At 43.1% G+C, this 15,452-nt stretch carries 15 protein-coding genes and 5 tRNA genes; 3 read left to right on the top strand and 17 right to left on the bottom strand.

Features of this window, described 5'->3' with window-relative positions:
* Positions 1–135: 135 nt before the first annotated feature.
* From LOR49_RS10770 to LOR49_RS10730, 9 genes are all read right to left on the bottom strand, one after another.
* The gene (locus LOR49_RS10770) at positions 136–2,151 is read right to left on the bottom strand and encodes a penicillin-binding transpeptidase domain-containing protein (RefSeq protein ID WP_240376652.1); all 2,016 of its coding nucleotides are present in this window, start codon (positions 2,149–2,151) and stop codon (positions 136–138) included.
* Positions 2,152–2,227: 76 nt separating this feature from the next.
* Positions 2,228–3,511, bottom strand: a complete 1,284-nt coding sequence (locus tag LOR49_RS10765) for an MFS transporter (RefSeq protein WP_240376651.1) — start codon at positions 3,509–3,511, stop codon at positions 2,228–2,230.
* A gap of 148 nt (positions 3,512–3,659) precedes the next feature.
* The gene (locus tag LOR49_RS10760) at positions 3,660–4,271 is read right to left on the bottom strand and encodes a superoxide dismutase (RefSeq protein ID WP_240376650.1); all 612 of its coding nucleotides are present in this window, start codon (positions 4,269–4,271) and stop codon (positions 3,660–3,662) included.
* A 205-nt stretch (positions 4,272–4,476) separates the two neighbouring features.
* Positions 4,477–4,572, bottom strand: a tRNA-Ser gene (locus LOR49_RS10755).
* Between the two features lie 83 nt (positions 4,573–4,655).
* A tRNA-Ile gene (locus LOR49_RS10750) sits at positions 4,656–4,732 on the bottom strand.
* A gap of 15 nt (positions 4,733–4,747) precedes the next feature.
* Positions 4,748–4,823 (bottom strand) — tRNA-His (locus LOR49_RS10745).
* Positions 4,824–5,009: 186 nt separating this feature from the next.
* Positions 5,010–5,086, bottom strand: a tRNA-Met gene (locus LOR49_RS10740).
* Between the two features lies 1 nt (position 5,087).
* Positions 5,088–5,162, bottom strand: a tRNA-Asn gene (locus LOR49_RS10735).
* Positions 5,163–5,305: 143 nt separating this feature from the next.
* Complete coding sequence (locus LOR49_RS10730; RefSeq protein WP_240376649.1) at positions 5,306–6,931, bottom strand: Na/Pi cotransporter family protein; 1,626 nt, start codon at positions 6,929–6,931, stop codon at positions 5,306–5,308.
* Between the two features lie 232 nt (positions 6,932–7,163).
* On the opposite strand from LOR49_RS10730, the gene LOR49_RS10725 reads away from it, so the two are divergent.
* Entirely contained in the window at positions 7,164–7,943 is a 780-nt protein-coding gene (locus LOR49_RS10725; RefSeq protein ID WP_240376647.1) for a DUF1189 domain-containing protein, read from the top strand.
* 47 nt (positions 7,944–7,990) lie between these two features.
* On the opposite strand, the gene LOR49_RS10720 is transcribed toward LOR49_RS10725, so the two are convergent.
* Both LOR49_RS10720 and LOR49_RS10715 read right to left on the bottom strand, forming a co-directional pair.
* Entirely contained in the window at positions 7,991–8,623 is a 633-nt protein-coding gene (locus LOR49_RS10720; RefSeq protein WP_240376645.1) for an NfeD family protein, read from the bottom strand.
* A gap of 15 nt (positions 8,624–8,638) precedes the next feature.
* Positions 8,639–9,532, bottom strand: coding sequence for a DUF1002 domain-containing protein (locus LOR49_RS10715; RefSeq protein ID WP_240376643.1), 894 nt, complete (start codon positions 9,530–9,532; stop codon positions 8,639–8,641).
* A gap of 103 nt (positions 9,533–9,635) precedes the next feature.
* On the opposite strand from LOR49_RS10715, the gene LOR49_RS10710 reads away from it, so the two are divergent.
* Both LOR49_RS10710 and ispG read left to right on the top strand, forming a co-directional pair.
* Positions 9,636–9,971, top strand: coding sequence for a hypothetical protein (locus tag LOR49_RS10710; protein ID WP_240376641.1), 336 nt, complete (start codon positions 9,636–9,638; stop codon positions 9,969–9,971).
* A 135-nt stretch (positions 9,972–10,106) separates the two neighbouring features.
* Complete coding sequence (gene ispG / locus LOR49_RS10705) at positions 10,107–11,207, top strand: flavodoxin-dependent (E)-4-hydroxy-3-methylbut-2-enyl-diphosphate synthase (RefSeq protein ID WP_240376639.1); 1,101 nt, start codon at positions 10,107–10,109, stop codon at positions 11,205–11,207.
* A gap of 66 nt (positions 11,208–11,273) precedes the next feature.
* Here ispG and LOR49_RS10700 read toward each other — a convergent pair whose 3' ends face one another.
* The 6 genes from LOR49_RS10700 to LOR49_RS10680 form a co-directional block, all read right to left on the bottom strand.
* Positions 11,274–11,672: a hypothetical protein gene (locus tag LOR49_RS10700; RefSeq protein WP_240376637.1), complete on the bottom strand. Its 399-nt coding sequence runs from the start codon at positions 11,670–11,672 to the stop codon at positions 11,274–11,276.
* 674 nt (positions 11,673–12,346) lie between these two features.
* Complete coding sequence (locus tag LOR49_RS17710; RefSeq protein ID WP_420830430.1) at positions 12,347–12,433, bottom strand: ATP synthase delta/epsilon chain alpha-helix domain-containing protein; 87 nt, start codon at positions 12,431–12,433, stop codon at positions 12,347–12,349.
* A 22-nt stretch (positions 12,434–12,455) separates the two neighbouring features.
* Positions 12,456–12,887, bottom strand: coding sequence for a Fur family transcriptional regulator (locus LOR49_RS10695; protein WP_240376635.1), 432 nt, complete (start codon positions 12,885–12,887; stop codon positions 12,456–12,458).
* Positions 12,888–12,906: 19 nt separating this feature from the next.
* A complete protein-coding gene (locus LOR49_RS10690) occupies positions 12,907–13,731 on the bottom strand; it encodes a metal ABC transporter permease (protein WP_240376634.1) in 825 nt (274 codons plus the stop codon).
* Positions 13,732–13,759: 28 nt separating this feature from the next.
* Positions 13,760–14,590 (bottom strand): metal ABC transporter permease, encoded by an 831-nt coding sequence (locus tag LOR49_RS10685; RefSeq protein WP_240376631.1) that lies wholly within the window; start codon positions 14,588–14,590, stop codon positions 13,760–13,762.
* Positions 14,590–15,366 (bottom strand): metal ABC transporter ATP-binding protein, encoded by a 777-nt coding sequence (locus tag LOR49_RS10680; RefSeq protein WP_240376630.1) that lies wholly within the window; start codon positions 15,364–15,366, stop codon positions 14,590–14,592. The genes LOR49_RS10685 and LOR49_RS10680 overlap by 1 nt, the downstream gene beginning before the upstream one ends.
* Positions 15,367–15,452 lie beyond the last annotated feature (86 nt).

Raw genomic sequence — 15,452 nt, 5'->3', positions numbered from 1 at the left:
ACAATCAACAATGGATATCTGTGGAAATAAATGAATAACATGTAATGTATGTTATTGTTCATATTTATTATCTAAATAAGGTGAGATTGATTCAGTTAGCAAAACAAAAAGAGGCGGAAGAATACAAGCGAAGCTCTATTCTTCCGTCTCTTCATTTGGTTCGAGATCCGGGCGCTTTTTTTGTAGATCAAAATACGCATCAAGGGATCTTCTGGCTATCGTATGAGAGATGCCACTGCGCCCGCTTTTGTATACTCCCGGCACAACTACCGCAATAGACACTTCCGGGTTATCAAAAGGTGCATAGCCAACAAACGCCTGATTGTTGCCGTCTACCAGCCGGTTCGTGCTTTCCTGGCGGGTTCGGAATTGCGCCGTTCCTGTTTTGCCCGCAACCGTGTACGGGGTATTTGTGAAATAGGAACGTGCTGTTCCCCGGCTGCCGTTCGTGACGCGCCACATTCCTTGCTGCACCATTTTAATATAGGCGTCGTTTATTTCTACTTTATTCAACACCGTAGGTTCAAATTGCTTTTTAACAGGACCAAGCTCATTTTTATTTGTATTAGGCTCCCGTATCCCCTTCACTAACCGAGGCTTCATCCGGTATCCGTCATTGGCAATTGTTGCTACAAATTGGGCAAGTTGCATCGGTGTATACGTGTCAAACTGCCCAAAGCTTAAATATAGGAGGTTACCGGGGTTCGCCTTACCACCGTTAATTCCTGTTGTTTCGGAAGGAAGGTCGATCCCCGTTTCAACGCCAAGCCCAAACTGACTGTAATAATAACGAAACGTCTCGTACGCTTTATGATATTGGGCAGTATTCCAACTCTGGCTGACTCCGTACTGGTAGCCCGCGAGCTTCATCGCAATCTGCGCCATGTAAACGTTAGAAGAGCGCTCTAATGCTGATAAATAGTTGACTGGTCCTAAGGTGCCCACTGAGCTGATTTCCGGTGTATAAGGCAGCTTGATCGGTTGATCGTATATAACCGTTCCAGGACCGACTACTCCAGTTTGCAAGCCGAGCGCAACAGTAGCAACTTTCACGGTCGAACCCATTTCGTAAGAATTAGCTACCGTGCCGAGATGATCCGTATATCCCGAGATCGCAAGAATTTCGCCAGTATCCGGTTCCATCATAACAACATACGCTTGCGGTGAATTAATAAAACTGCCGGAAGACCGTCCGACTTCCTGATCAATGATGTTTTCCACTTCTTGCTGCAGGGCCATATCAATCGAAAGGATCAAATCGTTTCCCCTGCTGCCATTCGTTTCTGTTGTCGATTCCTCTTCGGTTGTCTTCGCTTTCACCACCGCTTTTTTACCGCGGAGCGTTTTTTCATAGTACTCTTCTAGGAAGCTTGTGCCTACTTCATCGGAACGATTATAGCCTTTCGCTATGTATTCTGCGATATTTTCCCGCGGAATCGGCCCAGTCCGACCAAAAAATCTTGGGAATGCATCTTCGTAGAGATACTTGCGATTAGCATCACGCAAAATATCGACACCCGGCATTTTATCTAAGCGCTCGCCGATACTGTGAGCCTCGTCTCGTGTCAATCCTTTTTTGATCCGTTGCGGGGCATCATAATAACCACTGATCATCTCTCCCCAAATAAAAATCGTTTCCCGTTCGCCCTCCAGCGCTCTCAGCTTCTCATCTGTAATCCGTGCGAGTTGAAGTTCATATAATTCTTCTTCCTCCTCCACTTTTTCCTTATCTTCCTGGGTAATTAATTTTTGAGCTTCATCCGGATGGGTTGCAAGCCAATAGTCTTTTTTATTTCGCTCTGGAAGCCGTTTTAGTTCTTTTTCTTCCACATTTATTAATTCAGACAGTTCTTTCGCAATCTTTATCCGTTCTTCTTCTGTCACATCGCGTTTATTCGTATAAGTAAGTGAAAGGGTCAGCTCATTATCTACAAGCAGCTCGCCATTTCGATCATACATTAACCCGCGCGGAGCATCCACCCGGGAAACTTCACTCGTAGACTGTTCAAGATCTCTTTCAAAATCATCACCTTGTACAATCTGAATATATCCAAGCCGCAAGACCAACGTTGAAAACAATAAAAAAACGGCAAAGAATAATACATTTAAACGGAAAGGGATATGGTTCTTTCCATTTTTCAATTTTGTCATCCCGTTCCTCTCCCCTGTTCAAAAAAAATACCATTTACATTTTAGCACACATTTCAACAAAAAGAGGAGAAAATCCTCAACTAAGAGAATCTCCTCCTTCACGTTCCGGCATACTGTTTTTAGCTTCTTTCGTATTCGTTAGCAAGGTCATGTCAATGTTTCGAATGAAAGCGTACACGAGTAAAGATCCAGCACCGCATATCACCATTAACACGGGGATGGCTTTTTCTTCTTTAAATACAGATATTCCAATCAACAAAAGCAAAATTGACACGACCCTTCCCCCGTTTATGAACCATTCTTTGGATATCAAATATTCGATCCGTAACAACGCTGCGTCAGTTGCTTTTCCAAGAACGTCATAGGTTAAGGAAACATAAGGAACTAGGAGAAGAGGGTATGCCGCTGAAATAATGATACCGTACGTGATTAACAGGGAGTAAACAGGTTTAAAGATAATGAGAAAAACGGCGCCGAACAATAATGCGCCTCCTATAAGAATTGCTTTTTTTCGTTGTGTCGGTTTTAAAAATCTGCTCACGAAAAAATAACCTGCAAATGAAACAGCCGAGGTGACAAACCCATAACCACCGAGAGCCATTTCGCTATTCGTTGCCGTATAAACCCATAAAATAATAATAAACACGAAGATCCCTTCACGAATTCCTTGCAAAAAGTGGGAGAACAACACTTTTCTCCATGAGGAATTTCGTTTAATCTCTGCGATCGCCTGCCTGACTCTCAACGGCCCCTCGGCATGACGATGTTTCATTTTAAAGCTGAGCAAAACGGCAAGAATAAATAGGGAAAATGAAATAAAGAAAATAAAATTGTACCCTTTGGCATCCGGCATCCACGTAATGATCGCCCCCGCACTTAAAGGACCAATCATGCCAGCAAATGACGTTAACAACCCGGAGAAACCGTTAAAAAAATCACGGGTGTCCGGCTCTGTAATTTCAAAGGTTAACACATTATAACCAAGCCAGTAAAAGCCAAATCCCATGCCTAATAGGACACCTAAAAGAAGCAGAATACTTCCGGCATGATCACCAGCAAGCAAAACAGCTGAGTAAAACCCTGTTAAAATAAACACTCCTATACGGAGCGCAATTATCCGGTCAGCTTTTTTAGCTAAAAATCCCGCTGCCAAAAAAGAGAGTGGCTGCATGACGACGGAAGCCAGCTGGTAAAGCGCTATATCAGCGATTTCACCCGACTGTTTCCATAAATAAATATTCACAAACGTGTTTGACAAGGCAATAGAAATTGCATATAGTCCGCCGATAACGAGTAAGAGTAACAAATTGCTCGTTATCCGTACATTTCCAAGGAAGATTTTTGCGAATGAATTAGCCATCTTACTCCACCGCCTTATTTCTATTGTGCCGCAAAGTAAAATGAGCTATGCACAAGAAAAAAGCGGGCAGAGTTTGAGGGATAATGGAGATTCCTTTAGATATCGACAGCAAAAAAACCGCCGCAATAAATGCGACGGCGTTTCCTGTTTATTTTGCTGCTTTGTAACGCTTTTCTACTTCGTCCCAGTTTACAACATTCCAGAATGCACTAATATAATCAGGACGGCGGTTTTGATATTTTAGATAGTACGCATGCTCCCATACGTCAAGACCAAGGATTGGTGTTTTGCCGTCTGTAAGCGGCGAATCTTGGTTAGGAGTGTCAACGATTTCAAGATCGCCATTGTTTACAACGAGCCATGCCCAGCCAGAGCCAAAGCGACCAGCTGCTGCTTTCGCAAATTCATCTTTAAAACTGTCCAAGCTTCCCCACTTACTGGAAATAGCGTCACTTAATTCACCGCTTGGTGCGCCGCCTCCATTTGGGCTGAGAATTTGCCAGAAAAAAGTGTGGTTCGAGTGACCGCCGCCGTTATTTCTTACAGCCGTGCGGATACTTTCAGGAAGGGCATTTAAATCTTTAATGAGTTCATCTACATCTTTACCAGCAAGGTCGTCATGTCCTTCAAGTGCAGCGTTAAGCTTTGTTACATAGGTGTTGTGGTGTTTACCATGATGAATCTTCATTGTTTCTTCATCGATGTGTGGTTCAAGAGCGTCTGGTGCGTAAGGTAGTTCTGGCAGTTGATGATTAGCCATTAAATCTCCTCCTAAAAAGTGTATTTTCTTCGACCGGCTTGCAGTGACACTGCATGTCCAGTCCTTTAAGTACAAGGGATTGCACTTGATTACACCCCAACATTACCAAAGTCTTTAAATGAATTCAACAAAAAAGCAATCGGCCAAAGAGTCCCCCATTGCTAAATTTCCTGTAGTATGTCATTTTTAGACGGTACATAATAAGTGGCGGAGGAAGAGGGATTCGAACCCTCGCGAGCCCTTGACGGACCCCTGGCGGTTTTCGAGACCGCTCCCTTCAGCCAGACTTGGGTATCCCTCCAAAGAAAAGCAGAAGCGCCTGTTGATTCCCACTTCTTGACCCCTTAAACGCAAAAAAGCACGTTTTTAACATGCTTGATGAAATGGTGGACCCTGTAGGACTCGAACCTACGACCGGACGGTTATGAGCCGTCAGCTCTGACCAACTGAGCTAAGGGTCCTTTTTATAATGAAAATGGGGCGACTAGTGGGAATCGAACCCACGAATGCCGGAGCCACAATCCGGTGCGTTAACCACTTCGCCACAGCCGCCATATAGAAAAGCGTAAGCGCCCTGGTCAGCTGCGACAGGTTCTTCTGCATTCTCCGCAGGCCATCCTGATGGCCGAAGGTGAAGGCGAAGAAACCCCGAGCGGCTGGGCGCTGAAGCTAGACATGTGCTATACCTTTTAGACATACACATGTGCTATCTCTCACAAGTAACATACATTTTTAATTTGGTAGCGGCGGAGGGGATCGAACCCCCGACCTCACGGGTATGAACCGTACGCTCTAGCCAGCTGAGCTACACCGCCATGGCTCCACAGGCAGGATTCGAACCTGCGACCGATCGGTTAACAGCCGATAGCTCTACCACTGAGCTACTGTGGAATATGAGTAAAAGACGTGTCATCTGTTTTCAACGACAATGATGATAATATCATGATAAAGATGACACGTCAATACTTTTTGCATAAAATTTCTAGGGAGAGCAAAAGCGTCTTTCGTACACGTACACTTCTGCTATATCCTTTTTAAATATACTCATCGAGCACGGCAAAAGCAATATTGACCGAGTGATCGCCTATTCTTTCTAGATTACTGACGATGTCCACAAAGACTATGCCTGCTGAACCGGAACACTTTCCTTCATTTAAGCGTAGAATATGCTTTTTGCGAAGCTTTCTTTCCATCTTGTCAATCTCTTCTTCTTGTTCGACCACTTCACGCGCTTCCTCCAAATTGTCATTATCAAGCGCACTGATCGCTTTTTGCAGCGTTTGGACGGTTAAAGAGAACATATCCTCCAGATCAGCGTACGCGTCAGCAGACAAGGCCACTTTATTGGTGAGCTGGTAATCAACAAGTTCAACCACATTTTCCATGTGATCCCCGACACGTTCAATATCGCGAACCGTGTCCATCAGAACAGAATGCATCCGCGAATTCTCATCTGAGAGCGAACGCTCGGAAATGAGAATTAGGTAATCGGTGATTTTTCGATCAAGATTATTAATTGCCTCTTCGTATTGAACGGTTAATTCGGAGTGACGCTTCTGATTTGTTTTTAAGTAATTTTTCGCTTCTACCAACCCTTTTTCGGCAAACTCAGCCATCCGCAATGTTTCCGACTTAGCTTGACCAAGGGCAATAGACGGCGAACGCCGAATAAACGAAGGGTCTAGATGTTTGGCTTTAACTTCTATCTCCGTATCACTTCCCGGTATTAGTTTCGTAACAATTAATGCCAAGAACCCAATAAAAGGTAGTTGCACGAGTGTGTTCGCGAAGTTAAAAATCCCATGGGAAAAAGCAACCGTCATCGGTTTATTCAAGTTGAGCAAGCCTTCTAAGTGCTCGATCAAGTTCGTGTAAGGCACTAGGAAAATAAGTATAACCGTGGTGCCGATTAAATTAAAAATTACATGAGTGAGGGCGGCTCGTTTCGCTCCAACCGACGCTCCTATGGATGCCAGAACGGCTGTGATGGTTGTACCGATGTTGTCACCAAATAAAACAGGAAGAACCGCATCGAGCATCATCGTTCCTTGCGTGTATAGCTCCTGGAGAAGACCAATTGAAGCAGAAGAACTTTGTACCGTAACGGTGAAAATCATCCCGATCAGCACCCCGAGAATCGGGTTGTTCCCCATACTTACCGTCAGGCTTCGAAAGGACTCCAATTCCCTTAGTGGAGAAACCCCGTCACCCATTAACGACAAACCGAAAAAAAGCGCACCAAAGCCAAAGAATACTTGCCCAATGTTATGTACTTTTTTATTTTTAAAGAAAAAAATGAGAAATGTACCGATAAACAAAATCGGCAGGGAGTACTCTTCGATATCAATACCGATAATAAAGGCAGTTACAGTCGTTCCAATATTCGCCCCCATAATAACACCGATTGCTTGATGCAGCGTCATAAACCCAGCGTTTACCAAGCCAACCGTTAATACCGTTGTTCCTGAACTTGTCTGAATTAAGACAGTCACGATGATGCCAGCCATAACTCCCATAATAGGATTGCTTGTGAACTTGTCCAAAATATCGCGCAAACGGTCCCCAGCTACTTTTTGCAGGCCATCCCCCATGAATTTGATCCCGAACAAAAAGATCCCAAGACCACCGAAAAATGTGAATAAGATCGATTGAAGATCCACACTCGTTCATCCCCTCAGTAAAAAATAAAATACATCGTTCGACAAACCTCTTACATAATACGTGTCTAATGTTGAGTGATTGTTTCCCTTTTGTAAAGATTTTATTAAGATTTTTGTAAAGTTATCACCAGATTGCCAAAGACGGGCCATAGCCTATCAACTGTTAAGGAATATATCTTTCTTAGGCCTTGCTTTTCCGTTACAATTTAGTGTTAGGAAAGGAGAGGACACGATGAACCTCATACAAACATTTATTAAAAGTTTATATTCGTCCGTTTATATTGGCCGCTTTCGTTTTCACGGTATTGGTAAAACGATCGGCTATGTGTTTTTTCTGATGCTCTTGGCAAGTATTCCCTCCAGTATTCTTCTAACCAACACGATTCTGTCTGTGACTGACCGGATCGACGATGCCTTTACAGATGAAATCCCGGACTTCACATTAGAGGATGGTGTCCTTCACTCCAACCAAGACACTCCATTAATTAATAAAGAAAATGCGGAGACGATTATTTTTGATTCGACTGGAGAGATGAAGGAAAGTGACATTGACAACACATCCGATACATTGGCATTGCTTCGCGAAAAGATAATTATAATCGATAACGGTAATAAAAATACGTTCCGATACGAACAAGCCGGTGACCTTCAATTAACAAAGGAAGATATCGTCTCCATGATGAGTACGATCGAAAGCTTACTGCCTATTTTCATCCCGGTTTTCCTGCTCATTCTTTACCTGTTCTCCACTGCATTAAAATTTGTCGGGATCACCGCGCTCTCCTTGTTTGGTCTTTTAATTCGTAATGTTGCACCCTTGTCTTTATCTTACCGCCATATCTGGATGTTATGTGCCTATACCGTTACATTACCGACCATTCTTCTATCCCTGGCTGAACTGCTGCCTTTTCCGTTGCCCGGCGGTTTTATTATTTACTGGGCGCTAGCGTTTATTATGCTTTATCAAGTATACAGACACTTACCCAAACCACGAAAAAAAGCAACAACCTAAAAAAGCCAAAAAGCTATCTGTGTAGATAGTTTTTTGGCTTTTCCTCTTCAATTAGTTCTTTTTTTGATTAAAATTCTTGTTCCATCCACAGAAACAACTTCTACTTGTATTCCTTCTTCCAGCCATTCATTCCCACTGGTAGCACTGTAATGATGGCCATCTATGATGACGGTTCCGATCGGCCGGAAAGGGGTTATCGTCTTCCCTTCTTTTCCCTCTAATCCTTTGTACTTTTCATTGAGCGAGTTAAAGCCTAGATCCCCACTCATTCGTTCCTTCAATGTTAATTTTGACCATAAGTTCCTTCGCGGAAACACCTTTAAAAAGAGTGCTGATGCCACTAGTCCCAACAAGAAACCGAAAACGACCAAAATGCCATAAGTCAGTGTTGGAGTTGGTACAGCTAAACCCAAACTCATCAAGAGTGCTCCTAATAAAGCAACCGTACCGTCACTAATTATTTTTCCATCAAGGATAATAAGGCCAGCCCCGGCCGCATACAAGACAATGATCCATATACTTGAAGCGGAATCGATATGAAAGGAAAAAAATAAGCTCATAAATGCAATGCCTAAAACGGCAAAAAGACCTTTTGCTTTTACCAACATTTCGCCTAACAAGAACAGTGTGCCTAAAAAAACGATTAAAAAACCTATACTAGCGTAGTTGAGCAATTCCATTGTTCCCGCGCTCCTTTACGAGGATTCACTTTCACCGCCTAACCAACCGCGTAATGAATCGATTAATTCATTAACAAAGTCAAGGAACTTCTGAATAACAGATTGAGTATCCTCCCTGTTCAAAAACTCATCCAGATTATCCCTTACTTTCGTGATTTGGCTTTGCACTTGATCCCAATCAATATTTAAATCCTTCATCCTATTAAAAAGAGATACTAATCCATCCAATTCGTCCTCGGTTAAATCTATACCCAGCTCACTGGCTACTCTTTTTATTAAATCTCGCAGGTCTGCCTCCGATTCAACCGGTTTTTTTCCTAATTCTTCTTTAATTCTTGTTATCAGTTCGGTCGCTTCTTCCGTACCAATTCGTTCACCTAACTCGGAAGTCTTTACCATTTCCTCATTCGCAACTTTCTTCTGTTCTTCGGGGATTTGAATGTCGTTTTGGATCTCATATGCTTTTATAATCCCAGTTAAGGCCGCTGTGCCCGAAACACCGAACGGGGCGGTGATGTACACATCCGCATCTTCCACACCGGCTGTTATCATGGTATTTGCATACATACCTTCAGAAACCTTTGTGATGTTGTTTGTGTCGACATGTATACCTTGACCCTGTTTTGTCAACGTGATTTTCGCTGAGGAAAGAGCTCTGCTTCCAATATCGCCGGCACTCATGTAATCACCTAGATAATTGTGCTCCTCTTCATTCGTGACCGTCACGATCTCTACGTCTTCCGACACGTTCATTTCGTTTAATATGCTCGTCCGTTCCTCCTTGCTTAAATTTTCTCCTAGTGTAACGATCGTGTCCCCCGGTGCTGCATCAGCAAATACAGCAGCCGGAAAAAGGGCTATTACCATGAATGCACAACTGCCTGCAAGAAAAGATCTCCACCTTGACATAAATGAACGCTCCTTTAATATCGGTCTTTTTTTAGTTATACATAATGGATCTGGACATATGTATACATTATAACTCGAATGTATGCTTATGGAGGGTAACATTATGAAAAAACTGTTATTGTTTTTATTATTTATTTTAATTGCCGTTTCTGCTTATTATGATGTCACGACTGGTACCTTGATGACAACTTCACTGGAAAATGAAACCGGTTCTGCACCCCCTCCTAGTTTTGACGGCGTTCAACGTGTAGAGGTTACAGTCGAGCCTGGTCAAACGGTCCTAACTATCGTAGAAAAGCTACACAACGGGCCTGTCCCGGCTTCGATTAACCAAATCACACAAGACTTCAAGAAGCTGAACAATGGACTTCTACCAGAGAACATTCAAGTGGACAAGCCGTACGTTTTCCCAATTTATGAAAAAGAACCGGACATCTAAGAGAGTGGGTTCACTCCTTCGCTTGCCAAACTATTCTCTACGCTGATACAATAAGTTCGTGAGTCTTATTTTAATTGGATGAAGACATTGCAACAGTCAATGAAATTTACCATCGTTAAAGGGGCGAATGGATACATGAGCCAAATAACCCATCGTACAAATACAAGACAAGTGAAAGTCGGCGATCTTGTCATTGGCGGTAACAATGAAGTCGTTGTACAGAGCATGACGACTACCAAAACACAAGATGTCGAAGCAACAGTAGCAGAGATTAAACGCTTGGAAGAAGCTGGTTGTCAAATCGTACGGGTTGCCTGTCCAAACATGGCAGCTGCCGAAGCGATTCCAGAGATAAAAAAACAGATTAATATACCGCTCGTTGTAGATATACATTTCGATTATCGCCTTGCTTTAAAAGCAATTGAAGGCGGCGCCGATAAAATCCGCATTAACCCGGGTAATATTGGAACAAAGGAAAAAGTCATCGCTGTCGTTGAAGCCGCCAAAGCGAAAAAAATTCCAATCCGTATTGGGGTAAATGCAGGATCTCTCGAAAAAAGAATCCTCGAAAAATATGGTTATCCAACAGCGGATGGCATGGTAGAAAGTGCTCTTCACCATATTAAAATTTTAGAGGACCTCGATTTTCATGATATTATCGTGTCTATGAAAGCATCGGATGTGACCCTGGCCATTGAAGCATATGAAAAAGCGGCCAAGGCCTTCTCTTACCCGCTTCATTTAGGTATTACAGAATCAGGCACACAATTTGCCGGTACGGTTAAAAGTGCCGCCGGACTTGGAGCAATTTTAAGTAAAGGTATCGGAAACACTCTCCGTATCTCATTAAGTGCGGATCCTGTAGAGGAAGTAAAAGTAGGACGTGAATTACTAAAAACGTTCGGCCTTGCTTCCAATGCAGCCACCTTAATTTCATGCCCAACATGTGGCCGTATTGAAATTGACCTGATCAGCATTGCAAACGAAGTGGAAGAGTACATTTCCACTATTAAAGCACCAATAAAAGTAGCTGTACTTGGCTGTGCCGTAAACGGGCCGGGAGAAGCACGCGAAGCAGATATCGGCATTGCCGGTGCACGCGGAGAAGGGCTCCTCTTCCGTCATGGAGAGATCATTCGGAAAGTACCAGAAGAAATCATGGTCGAGGAATTAAAAAAGGAAGTCGATGCCATAGCTGCCGAATACATGAAAGAGGAAAAAACAGCCACACATTAAGAAAAGCTGTTCCGAAGCTAAGCCAACTTCGGAACAGCTTTTTTATACGATACAACCAAGCGTAGGCTACATGAGCGCGCCGAAAAAAAGTTTCACGACGATAGATAAAGCTCCAATCCCTATTGCCCAATACCCTGTTGCTGTCGCTCCTCTTCTTGCTGCCATAAAACCAATTACAATACCCGCTGCTCCCAATATGACAGGAAGAAAGAATAACGAGGCGATACTTAAAATGATCGCCGTTATACCGAGGCCTCTTCCACCGGAGTCTTCCTCGATATCTTCATCCTGTCTCGTTAAATGAGCTTCATCGCCGATACCAGGAGCCGCAATTTCCGCGGCAGTCTCTAAATTATAATCTTCGTCCTCAAGCACCGGCGCATCCGTTCTCTCCTCATCTTCTGCCAGCAATCCGTTCTCTTCCGGTTCTTTTAGGGTATCAGAGCGCGTCTCGTTTTCATCCATGCTGCATCCCCCTCCCTGCTCTTCTATAGAAGAGAGCATTTTTATTATATCCGTCTGTTGCAGTTCCAGCCTGGAAATTAGGAGTAAGGAAACCATGTTTTTTCAGTTTACAATTAAACCTTATTTAGGACTTTCAAATTTAGCACCGCCCTAGCGGATATTGGGTCTAATGAAGTGTCCGTGAGTAATTTATTCTTTATGGTGCTGTTATTTTCCGGATCGTTCTTTTCACGGCGTCATACATCCCGTATAATGGCGTTATTTTTCAACGAGCAGTGTTTCGCGGCGTCGTAAGACCTTTATGGTGTCGTCATTTTCCAGTGTGTGCTTTTTCGCAACGTCATATCGGTGCTATATGGCTGTTATTATCTTAAGTGCATTTTTTCACGTCGTCATACGACCTCTATGGGGTTGCCATCTTCCAGGTCACACTTTTTCATGACGTCATCCACCCTCTCTGGGGTAGTTATTTTTCAAAGAGCGGTATTTGACGATGTCATAGTTGCCTGCTGCAGGTGCAAAAAAGCTGTTCTGATCCGTTTTCACGTTCAGAACAGCTTTTCATTTATGATTGGGCTGGCTTGTTATGAGAACGGGCCGGGTTGTCTCTTATCTTATATGGGCCTGCCACTTTTAAAGGTGTCAAGGAGGGCACGTCGTCAGGAGAGCTGGGCTCATTTAAAAGCGGTATCACCCTGTTTGGCACGCTGGAGGCGTTCTTCCGCACGTTTTTTTGCCTGTTCGGCGTGCTCTACATCCATTTCCCCCCCGGTTTCACTGCAATTAGCAGTGTTCTGCCTGGGCTTGGCAATCTGCACAGCAACCATAAATTTCAAATTTATGTCCAGTGACGGAAAATTGACTTTCCACGCTTTCCTCCAGCCACTCCATTGGACACGCCTTAATATGCTGTGTTTTCCCGCACTCTAAACAGATAATGTGATGGTGATGGGAAGAGAGAGAACAATTGAATCGGTAGCGTTTTTCTCCATCAAATTCTGTCATTTCTAAAATCGCCATCTCTTCAAATACAGAAAGGTTTCGGTACACAGTATCAAAGCTTATATGCGGATATAATTCCTGCATCGCGATCAATACTTCTTTGGCAGTCATGTATCTTTTTTCTTTATCAATCAGCCGCAGCATCATTTCCCGTTTATCCGTATATTTATAACCCTTATCTTTTAGTTTTTCCAACGCCTGTTGTACATTCATGGTAAAAACCTCCAGCTTTTTAATCAGAAAATCTCCATTTTTCACTCCATACGACAACAACAGCGAGCATGACAGACATCATGACTACAATCATACCACCAGTTGCAATATTAAAGTGATAAGAGAAAAACACCCCAGTAATTACCGCTGCCTCTCCGAAAACGACACTCCATACGAGTAATTGCTTAAAACTTTTAGAGAGTTGAAGTGCTGAGGCTACCGGTAATGACACGAGCGCTCCTACTAACAATATGCCGACAACCTTCATGGACATCGCGATGACAAGAGCGGTCAACAGGGAAAACAAAAAATTAACCAAAGACAACGGTATACCTGACACTTGTGCATATTCCTTATCAAAAGAGACGGCCTTTATCTCTTTAAAAAATAAGAAAAACAGCAATATAACGATTCCGGCGGTGAATCCAATAAATTGTAAATCTCCCCTTGTAACAGAAACAATATTCCCAAATAAATAATCATACCACTCGCCGTATCCTGACTTTGACATACTCATGATAAGTGCGCTAAGTCCAAGTCCAGCTGACAAAATAATCGGCGCGGCCAAGTCCTGGAAATCAGGGTATAGTTGCCTCAGCTTTTCAATAACCAGGGAGCCGATTAGAGAGAAGGCAAAACCAGTGTATAATGGATTGATCTCTGTGCCAGCTAGTTGGCTGAGTAACACCCCTGCCGAAATTCCTGTTAAGGTAACATGGGATAGAGATTCCGACACAACGGAAGATCGTCGCACCGCCAGTATCGTACCGATTAGCGGTGCCATCGTTCCGACAATCACGGCAGCTGTTATGCCCCTTTCTATAAACGTCCATTCCACATTCATGTATCCGTTCCTTTCCTGACGTACGTACTTAATGCGTCTCTTTTTTTAACCCGATAACGATTCCCAGTATGAGAAGCGCAGTGAGCGCAATCATCCCTCCAGGGGCTACATCAAAGTAAAAAGCTGTCAAAAGCCCGACGGCTACCGATAGCTCCCCAAAAAGAAAAGCATAAACAAACATTTGCTTAAAGCTTTTTGACAGGCGTACAGACGCTGCTACCGGCAGAATCATTAAGGAAGAGACTAGTAATATTCCGACAATTCTAATGGAAGAGGCAATCACTAACGCGGCAATCACCGTAAATAGGAAATTAATGGTTTTCGTTGGAATACCGTTTATTTTCGCTTGTTCTTCATCAAATGATAAAAAAAATAACTCTTTATAAAAGAAAATAATAAATAAAATAACAATCACCGCAATGAGACTGACTACTAAAGCATCCTGGGAAGTAACGGCAATAATGCTGCCAAATAAATAACGAAAAAGATCACTGCCAAACTCATCAGCGAGTGAGAGAAAGACAACACCAAAACCGATACCGGAAGATAAGATAATCGGTACAGCCAATTCCTTATAAGAAGCATAAACATGCCGGAGTCGCTCCAATAAGAGAGAACCTGTTACAGAAAAACCCATGCCCATGTATACCGGATTAACAGGCTGAAGGACAGTAAGACTTTGTGCCATTAATAAATGAAAAGCGATTCCTGTTAATGTTATGTGTGAGAGTGCATCCGTTATTAACGCTTGCCTGCGCATCACGATAAAGACACCAAGTACAGGCGCCAAAAAGCCAACGAGCAGGCCAATGATAAGGGCATAGCGTAAAAAACTGTATTGTAAAAAGACCGCAAGCATCACAGAGGTCCCCCGCTTTCATGTCCATGAGTGATCATTGTTACATCATGGCCATATACAGAAGATAAATTCTGTTCTTCAAACTCTTCAGAAGTTCCATGGAAGTGGAGGATTCGATTCAAGCACGCTACATGTGAGACATATCTCGTCATCACCCCTACATCATGCGTGACTAATAATAGCGTCATACCCTTTTCAATGTTCAACGTGCTCAACAGCGTATAGAATTGCTGAACCGATTGGGCATCAACTCCTACAGTAGGCTCGTCGAGAATAAGGATGTCTGGTTCACTCACAAGGGCCCTTGCAATAAAAACTCGTTGCTGTTGGCCTCCGGATAATTCTCCAATCGTACGTTTTTTATAATCGCTCATGCCAACCTGTTCTAGGGCATTCTCAATTTTTCTTTTATGTGTTTTATTCAAGAAGCGAAATAGGCCCATTTGTCCGTAAAGACCCATAGCCACTACTTCCTGGACAGTCGCTGGGAACCCACTGTTGAAACTGTTCGCTTTCTGGGAAACGTATCCTATTTTTTCCCAGTGTTTAAATTTTTTCAAAGGAGTACCGAAGAGGCGGATCTCTCCGGCATCCGGGGCAATTAAACCGAGTAAAATTTTAATAAGAGTAGATTTTCCGGAACCATTAGGTCCTACCAGCCCCAAAAAAGATCCTTTTTTTATTTCCATACTAACGTTTTCTAGAACGGGTTGTTTACTGTATCGGTACGAAACATTGTCTGTCTCCAAGACGGTCTGCTGATTAACTGGAAGCATCTGCAAGATATCTTCCTTTCTTGATAAGAATGATTACGATTTGTGCTCGTTTGAGTATACAAGAAAGAAAACAGGTTGTAAATGAA

This window comes from Bacillus piscicola (assembly GCF_022458745.1).
Taxonomy (GTDB): domain Bacteria; phylum Bacillota; class Bacilli; order Bacillales; family Marinococcaceae; genus Alteribacillus_A; species Alteribacillus_A piscicola.
Note: the sequence above shows the minus strand (reverse complement) of the source record. Positions and strands in the feature narration are given on the sequence as shown.

Coding starts and splice junctions, on each gene's coding strand:
- LOR49_RS10770 (WP_240376652.1), bottom strand. CDS start 2,151: ATGACAAAATTGAAAAATGGAAAGAACCATATCCCTTTCCGTTTAAAT.
- LOR49_RS10765 (WP_240376651.1), bottom strand. CDS start 3,511: ATGGCTAATTCATTCGCAAAAATCTTCCTTGGAAATGTACGGATAACG.
- LOR49_RS10760 (WP_240376650.1), bottom strand. CDS start 4,271: ATGGCTAATCATCAACTGCCAGAACTACCTTACGCACCAGACGCTCTT.
- LOR49_RS10725 (WP_240376647.1), top strand. CDS start 7,164: ATGAACCTCATACAAACATTTATTAAAAGTTTATATTCGTCCGTTTAT.
- LOR49_RS10720 (WP_240376645.1), bottom strand. CDS start 8,623: ATGGAATTGCTCAACTACGCTAGTATAGGTTTTTTAATCGTTTTTTTA.
- LOR49_RS10715 (WP_240376643.1), bottom strand. CDS start 9,532: ATGTCAAGGTGGAGATCTTTTCTTGCAGGCAGTTGTGCATTCATGGTA.
- LOR49_RS10710 (WP_240376641.1), top strand. CDS start 9,636: ATGAAAAAACTGTTATTGTTTTTATTATTTATTTTAATTGCCGTTTCT.
- ispG (WP_240376639.1), top strand. CDS start 10,107: ATGAGCCAAATAACCCATCGTACAAATACAAGACAAGTGAAAGTCGGC.
- LOR49_RS10700 (WP_240376637.1), bottom strand. CDS start 11,672: ATGGATGAAAACGAGACGCGCTCTGATACCCTAAAAGAACCGGAAGAG.
- LOR49_RS17710 (WP_420830430.1), bottom strand. CDS start 12,433: ATGGATGTAGAGCACGCCGAACAGGCAAAAAAACGTGCGGAAGAACGC.
- LOR49_RS10695 (WP_240376635.1), bottom strand. CDS start 12,887: ATGAATGTACAACAGGCGTTGGAAAAACTAAAAGATAAGGGTTATAAA.
- LOR49_RS10690 (WP_240376634.1), bottom strand. CDS start 13,731: ATGAATGTGGAATGGACGTTTATAGAAAGGGGCATAACAGCTGCCGTG.
- LOR49_RS10685 (WP_240376631.1), bottom strand. CDS start 14,590: ATGCTTGCGGTCTTTTTACAATACAGTTTTTTACGCTATGCCCTTATC.
- LOR49_RS10680 (WP_240376630.1), bottom strand. CDS start 15,366: ATGCTTCCAGTTAATCAGCAGACCGTCTTGGAGACAGACAATGTTTCG.